The organism is Halorubrum sp. Atlit-26R (assembly GCF_003666015.1).
Lineage (GTDB): Archaea > Halobacteriota > Halobacteria > Halobacteriales > Haloferacaceae > Halorubrum.
In genome coordinates this window covers 1-434 of the sequence record NZ_QPLT01000558.1, presented here as the reverse complement: position 1 = coordinate 434, position 434 = coordinate 1, and the positions used below count along the sequence as shown (strand labels likewise).

The window sequence follows — 434 nt, the reverse complement described above, 5'->3', positions numbered from 1 at the left end:
GATCGACTTCGAGGACTTCTTCGAGCTCATCGATCTCGATCGCCCCGATCTCAAGCCGCCGGCGTGGTCACCAAAGCCTCATCCCCGATTAGGCTCACTGGCGAGTGATACTAGAGACGAGACGAAGAGTATCTTTGACGAAATTAAACACGGGGACATTCTCGCGCACCACCCGTATCACTCGTTCGAGGGGACGGTTCAGCGATTCCTCAACGCGGCCGCGACCGATCCCGACGTGCTCGCGGTGAAGGCGGCGATCTATCGAACCGCGAGCGACTCGAAGGTAATTCAGAGCCTTATAAATGCCGCCGACAACGGCAAGCAGGTCGCGGTGATGGTCGAACTGAAGGCTCGGTTCGACGAAAAAAACAACCTCGAATGGGTTCGGCAACTCGAAGAGGAGGGCATCCACGTCGCGTACGGGACTGTAGGGT

At 57.4% G+C, this 434-nt stretch carries 1 pseudogene; it reads left to right on the top strand.

The features are described from left to right. Positions 1–434 (top strand): annotated as a pseudogene (locus DVK07_RS21930) (polyphosphate kinase 1); the annotation flags it as partial.